General features: G+C 67.1%; 4 protein-coding genes. All 4 read left to right on the forward strand.

Annotation, left to right across the window (positions count from 1 at the left end; all coding sequences use genetic code 11):
• Window positions 1-793: class I SAM-dependent RNA methyltransferase (locus KIH79_RS12450; RefSeq protein WP_219059663.1), on the forward strand; the 793-nt coding region annotated here is incomplete at its 5' end.
• Window positions 793-1,398 (forward strand): type 1 periplasmic-binding domain-containing protein, encoded by a 606-nt coding sequence (locus KIH79_RS12455; protein WP_219059664.1) that lies wholly within the window; start codon window positions 793-795, stop codon window positions 1,396-1,398. The genes KIH79_RS12450 and KIH79_RS12455, both read left to right, overlap by 1 nt.
• A 32-nt stretch (window positions 1,399-1,430) precedes the next feature.
• On the forward strand, window positions 1,431-4,013 hold the full coding sequence (locus KIH79_RS12460; protein ID WP_219059665.1) for a cation-translocating P-type ATPase: 2,583 nt from the start codon (window positions 1,431-1,433) through the stop codon (window positions 4,011-4,013).
• A gap of 53 nt (window positions 4,014-4,066) precedes the next feature.
• The gene (gene acnA, locus KIH79_RS12465; protein ID WP_219059666.1) at window positions 4,067-6,766 is read left to right on the forward strand and encodes an aconitate hydratase AcnA; all 2,700 of its coding nucleotides are present in this window, start codon (window positions 4,067-4,069) and stop codon (window positions 6,764-6,766) included.
• The last annotated feature ends 226 nt before the right edge of the window (window positions 6,767-6,992 follow it).

Consider the following 6,992-nt stretch of genomic DNA (forward strand, 5'->3'; position numbering starts at 1 on the left):
GCTCGACACCATGCCGCTCGCCACGAATGCGCTGCTGTCCGTGGCCGACGCGCAGCACGTGTGGGACGGCGGACTCGAACCCGGCTCACAGATCCGCCTGTCCGTGCCCGAACCGCGCGACGGGCGCGCGACCGGTGACAACTACGCCGTGCTCGTCGACGGGGAACTGGTCGCCGGCAGCAACCGGCTCACCGAACGGGTGGCGGTCGCCGGCACCACGTTCGAATACACGGTCGACGCGAACGGCTTCTGGCAGATTCACCGGCAGGCGCCCGTCGCGCTGGCCAACCATGTCATCGACCTCGCCCGGCGCGAGATCGGCGACCAGCCGGCCGCGACCATCTGGGACCTCTACTCCGGCTCCGGCCTGTTCACGCTGCCGCTCGCCACGCTCGTCGCGCCGCGCACGCGCATGCTCAGCGTCGAGGGCGGCCGCACCGCCGTCAAGAACGCGCAGCGCAACCTGCGCCACCTCAACCTGACCGACGTGGACGCGCGCTGCGGTGACGTGGCGAAAACCCTTGCCAACGTGCCCGCGCACCTCGCGCACCCCGACCTGATCGTCCTCGACCCGCCGCGCGCCGGCGCGCGCGCCAAGGTCTGCCGCCAGATGGCCGCGTCGGGCGCCCGGTCGATCATCTACATCGCCTGCGACCCGACCAGCCTCGGCCGCGACGCGGGCACGCTGCTCACGCTCGGCTACGAACTCGCCGACGTGCGCGCCTTCGACATCTACCCGATGACCCACCACGTCGAAACGGTGGCCCTGTTCCGCCGCGCGGAGCACGCGTGATGACAGCAGGCCGTTTCGTTCGCCGACTCGCCGCCGCGGCGGCCGTGCTGGCCGCATGCTTGCCACTGGCCGCGTGCGAGCCGGCAGGCGTGGCCGTGGGCGACACGCAGGACACCGCGCCCGCCGTCGCGCACAACGAGGAGCCGCGCGTCGACGTGCTCGTCGGCATCATCGGCTCCACGCATCCCGACGTCGCCGGAACGTCCGACACGCGCGTCATCGACGCGCTCGACCGCGCCGGCGTCAAGGCCGTATACGTGTCCGTCGCCGACACGCAACGGCCGGTCGACGCCGCACGGCAGGGCATTTCCGACATGATCGACCGCCGTGCGTACGTCATCGTCGTGAACTCCGTCAACGCCGACGGCGACGATGCGGACGCATGGAGCGACGCGCTCGGCCTCGCCCGCAGCGCCGGCATCCCCGTCGCGTTGATCGACCCGATCACGCCTCCCGACGACGACACGCTGTACGCCGCGGCCCTGCACGTCGACGACCACGCCGCGAACGCGACGTCGCTCGCCAAAACGCTCGCCGACATCATCAACGACCGGCCGCACGGCCGCGACATCGTCGTCACCACGGCGTCCGGCCAATACCGGTGACGTATGTCGGCACGGGCGGTAGTGTGGTGGGCATGAACGCGAGTCTTTCCATGCCGCACACGGACGAAACCGGCCTCACGGGCCGCGAAGTGACCGAACGCGTCGCCAGCGGGCGCGTCAACACGGTGAAAACCTCCACGTCGAGGTCCGTCGCCGACATCGTGCGCGCCAACGTGTTCACCCTGTTCAACGGCATCATCCTCGCCGCCATGGTCATGGTGCTGCTCACCGGGTCGTGGAAGGACGCGGTGTTCGGCTTCGTGATCCTCATCAACACCGGCATCGGCATCGTCACCGAGCTCAAGGCCAAGCGCACGCTCGACAAGCTGTCCATCCTCGTCGCCGCCGACTACGTCGTCCGTCGCGATGGACAGGACATGACGGTCTCCCACGACGGCATCGTGCTCGACGACCTGCTGTGGCTGCGTTCCGGCGACCAGGTGCCCGCCGACGCCGAAGTCGTCGACACGTATGGGCTCGAACTCGACGAATCGATGCTCACCGGCGAATCGCGCACCGTGCGCAAACGGCCCGGCGACCCGGTATACTCCGGTTCGACCGTCGTCTCCGGCATGGCGCTGACGCGCGTCACCGCGGTCGGCGACCACGGGTACGCGGCCGGGCTCACTGCACAGGCCAAGGCGTACAAGAAAACCGTGTCCGACCTGAACAAGGGCATCAACACGATTCTCAAATTCATGACGTTCCTAGTGGTGCCGCTGTGCGCGCTGCTCATCTGGTCGCAGATCCAGACTGTCGGCGGATGGTCGGTCGCCCTGTCGACCGGCGCGTGGCGGCAGGCGGTCGTCTCGGCCGTGGCCGGCGTGGTCGGCATGATCCCGGAAGGCCTCGTGCTGCTCACGTCGCTCAACTTCGCGATCGCGGCCATGCGGCTGGCCCGGCACGACACGCTCGTGCAGGAACTCGAGTCGGTGGAGACGCTCGCCCGCGTGGACTGCCTGAACCTGGACAAGACCGGCACCGTGACCGACGGCGGGATCGCGTTCGATCGCGTGGTGATGCTCGGCGACGCTGCCGTTGCCGGACGCGACGATGATCGCGGCAACAGCGGCGATGACGACGGTGACGGCGAGCGTACGGCGAAGCAGGCGCTGTACGATCTGGCGAACGAGGAACAGCCGAACGGCACCGGACAGGCGGTGCTCGCCGGATTGCGTGGGGAAGGATTCGAAGCCGGGCCGGTTGCGGCGCGCGTGCCGTTTTCCAGCGCACGCAAGTGGAGCGCGGTGACGTACGGTGACGGTGCGACGTGGTACATGGGTGCGCCGGAAGTGCTGCTGGGCGCGCTTGACGGGGATTATACGAGCGTGCTCGCGCAGGTGAACGCGCTTGCCGAAGACGGCAACCGCGTGCTCTTGATTGCGAAAGTGACTTCTGAGGTGGTCGAGTGTACGCTCCCTCAGTCACGGCCTGCGGCCGTGCCAGCTCCCTCAGCCGAGGGAGCCGAGAAGATGGCGGTGAACGCGCAGGCGAGGCCGGTGGGGCTGGTGGTGTGCGCGGAGCGGATCCGCCCGGACGCGGAAGACACGCTCGCGTGGTTCCGGGAGCAGGGGGTGCGCTGCCGCATCATCTCGGGCGACAATCCGGCCACGGTCGGCGCGATCGCGGCCAAGGTCCGGCTCACCGGCGACCGCACGCCCGTCGCGATGGACGCGCGGCACCTGCCGGACGACATCAACGAGCTTGCCCGCACGCTCGAAACCGTCGACGTGCTCGGCCGCGTCCTGCCGGACCAGAAGAAAGCCATCGTGCAGGCCCTGCACGTGGACGACCACGTCGTCGCGATGACCGGCGACGGCGTCAATGACGCGCTCGCCATCAAGGAGGCCGACCTCGGCATCGCCATGGGCAACGCCGCGCCCGCCACCAAGGCCGTCGCGCAGGTCGTGCTCGTCGACTCGAAATTCAGCCATCTGCCCGACGTGGTCGCGCGCGGCCGTCAGGTCATGGCCAACATGGAACGCGTCGCCAGCCTCTTCCTCGTCAAAACCGTGTACTCGGCGCTCATTTCGCTCGGCGTGGTGCTCACCGCCATCCCGTTCCCGTACCTGCCGCGGCACATCACGTACATCGGCGCGCTCACGATCGGCATGCCGGCGTTCATCCTCGCGCTCGCGCCGAACACGCGCCGCTACCTGCCCGGCTTCCTCAGACGCGTCGTGCGCTTCGCCCTGCCCGGTGGGCTCGCGATCGCGCTGGCGGTGCTCTGCTCGTCGTGGATCCTGCCTCGCGTCATGGGCTGGAACGTGGAACGCATGGCCGACCTGGCCGAGCTGCGTGCCACGAACGCGATCATCGTGTTCGTGCTCGGCGTGCTGGTGCTCGCCCGCGTCGCGCGGCCGCTCAACTCGTGGCGCGGCGTCCTTGTCGCCGCATTCGCGTCGGCCGGCGTGATCGGCATGTTCGTGCCGTTCGTCGCGAACTTCTTCGCGCTGCAGGTGCCTACCGGACGCGAGATCACCGCCACCTCCGTCGCACTATTGCTGGCCGCCGTCGTGTTCGTGCTGTGCCACGTGATCGTCGCGATCGCGGCGCGGATTATCTCACATGGCAAGCCGACACGCCAGAGCCAAGGTAACATGCCGGTATTGTGAGGGGCAGATAATCGGCGACGTTACCGATTACAGTCCTAGAAGCCGGAGGGAACATGTCCGTACGCGACGATCAGCTGTCCACGCTCAGCGTGAACGGCACGGACTATGACTATTATTCGATTGCCGACCTGCCCGGCATCGACCATCTGCCGTACTCGCTCAAAGTGCTCGTCGAGAACCTCGTGCGCAACATCGACGGCGCGAACATCACCGACGAGCACGTCAAGGCATTGCTCGACTGGGATCCGAACGCCGAACCCAGCCACGAGATCCAGTTCACGCCGAGCCGCGTCGTCATGCAGGACTTCACCGGCGTGCCGTGCATCGTCGACCTCGCCACCATGCGCGACGCCGTCAAGCAGCTCGGCGGCGACCCCGAGGTCATCAACCCGCAGGTCCAGTCCGACATGGTCATCGACCACTCCGTGCAGATCGATAAGTACGGCGTCGCCGACGCCGTCCAGCAGAACATGGACATCGAATACCAGCGCAACGGCGAACGCTACCAGTTCCTGCGCTGGGGCCAGCAGGCGTTCCGCAACTTCCGCGTCGTGCCGCCGGGAACCGGCATCATCCACCAGGTCAACATCGAATATCTCGCCAAGGTCATCATGACGAAGGCGGGGGAGCGCGGACGCCAGCTCGCCTACCTCGATTCGTGCGTCGGCACCGACTCGCACACCACCACCGAAAACGGCCTCGGCGTGCTCGGCTGGGGCGTCGGCGGCATCGAAGCCGAGGCGGCCATGCTCGGCCAGCCGATCTCCATGCTCGTGCCGCGCGTCGTCGGCTTCAAGCTCACCGGCTCCATCCCCGAGGGCGTCACCGCCACCGACGTGGTCCTCACCATCACCGACATGCTGCGCAAGCACGGCGTCGTCGGCAAGTTCGTCGAATTCTACGGCGACGGCATCGCGTCCGTGCCGCTTGCCAACCGCGCCACCATCGGCAACATGAGCCCCGAATTCGGCTCGACCTGCGGCATCTTCCCGATCGATCAGGTCACGCTCGACTACCTGCGTCTGACCGGCCGTTCGGACGAGCAGGTCGCGCTCGTCGAGGCGTACGCGAAGGCCAACAAGCTGTGGGGAGACGCGTCCGACCCGGACTACGTCGAACCGCAGTACTCCGAATACGAGGAGCTCGACCTGTCCACCGTCGTGCCGTCGATCGCCGGACCGAAGCGCCCGCAGGACCGTATCGTGTTGTCCGAATCCAAGCGGACGTTCGAGGACACGCTGCCGGCCTACGAGACCGAGAAGACCGTGAAGGAGCCGGTCGCCGTATCCACCGACTTCCGCGGTGATTTCGATCTCACCAACGGCGATGTGGCGATCGCGTCCATCACCTCGTGCACGAACACGTCCAACCCGTCCGTCATGATCGCGGCCGGTCTGATCGCCCGCAACGCGGTCGCCAAGGGCCTTACGCCGAAGCCGTGGGTCAAGACCTCGCTCGCACCCGGCTCGCAGGTCGTCGCCGACTATCTCAAGGCCGCGGGACTGCAGGACGATCTCGACCGGCTCGGCTACGAGCTCGTCGGCTTCGGCTGCGCCACCTGCATCGGCAACTCCGGTCCGCTGCTGCCCGAGATCAGCGAGGCGATCAACGCGAACGATCTGACCGTCACCGCCGTCCTGTCCGGCAACCGCAACTTCGAAGGCCGCATCAGCCCGGATGTCAAGATGAACTACCTCGCCTCGCCGCCGCTCGTCATCGCATACGCGCTCGCCGGCACGATGGACTTCGACTTCGCCTCGCAGCCGCTCGGCAAGGACCCCGACGGCAACGACGTGTATCTGAAGGACATCTGGCCGACCAACGAGGAGGTCGCCGCCGTGGTCAACGGCACCGTGAGCCGCGAGATGTTCCTCAAGGACTACGCGTCCGTGTTCGAGGGCGACCATCGCTGGAAGGGCCTCGACGTGCCCGAAGGCGAACTGTTCCAATGGAACCCGAAGTCCACGTACGTGCGCCGCCAGACGTTCTTCGACGGCATGAAGGCCGTGCCGGATCCGGTTTCGGACATCCACGGCGCCCGCGTGCTTGCGCTGCTCGGCGACTCCGTCACCACGGATCATATTTCCCCGGCGGGCGCGTTCAAGGCGTCCAGCCCGGCCGGCAAGTACCTGACCGAGCGCGGCGTCGAACCGAAGAACTTCAACTCCTACGGCTCCCGCCGCGGCAACCACGAGGTCATGGTGCGCGGCACGTTCGGCAACATCCGCCTGCGCAACCTCCTGCTCGCCTCCACCGGCAACGAGGTCACGCCCGGCGGTTTCACCTACGACTTCACGACCGGCGAACCGTCGACGATCTTCGACGCGTCGCTCAACTACAAGGCCGCCGGCACGCCGTTGGTCGTCCTCGCCGGCAAGGAGTACGGCACCGGATCGTCGCGCGACTGGGCGGCCAAGGGCACGCTCATGCTCGGCGTGAAGGCGGTTATCACCGAAAGCTTCGAGCGCATCCACCGGTCCAACCTGATCGGCATGGGCGTGCTGCCGCTGCAGTTCCCGGCCGGCGAAAGCTACACGTCGCTCGGCCTCGACGGCACCGAAACGTACGACATCGACGGCATTGAGGCTTTGAACGCCGGGGAAACGCCGAAGACCGTGCACGTCACCGCCACGCATCAGGACGGCTCCAAGACCGAATTCGACGCGGTTGTGCGCATCGACACTCCTGGCGAGGCGGACTACTACCGCAACGGCGGCATCCTCCAGTACGTGCTGCGCAACCTCATGAAGTAGGCCATGCGCCGCCGCTGAGCAACGCTGAACCCAAAGGGGCGGGATTGTCAACGACGATCCCGCCCCTTTGGGTCCACCTTGATGATTAACGAGCTCTTCGGGGACTGTCCCATTAAGTGTGTAACTGGCGGTTTGGTTATTGGTTCTCGCTGGCGGGCCAGCGATCGGCGAAGGTGATGGCGAACGCGTTCAACGCGGGTTTCCACCGTGCCGTCCATCGTACCTG

Source organism: Bifidobacterium miconis (assembly GCF_019331735.1).
In the GTDB taxonomy this organism is placed as follows: domain Bacteria; phylum Actinomycetota; class Actinomycetes; order Actinomycetales; family Bifidobacteriaceae; genus Bifidobacterium; species Bifidobacterium miconis.

Bases quoted from the DNA above. Each gene is read 5' to 3' on its own strand.
- acnA (WP_219059666.1), top strand. From the start codon at position 4,067: ATGTCCGTACGCGACGATCAGCTGTCCACGCTCAGCGTGAACGGCACG.
- KIH79_RS12455 (WP_219059664.1), top strand. From the start codon at position 793: ATGACAGCAGGCCGTTTCGTTCGCCGACTCGCCGCCGCGGCGGCCGTG.
- KIH79_RS12460 (WP_219059665.1), top strand. From the start codon at position 1,431: ATGAACGCGAGTCTTTCCATGCCGCACACGGACGAAACCGGCCTCACG.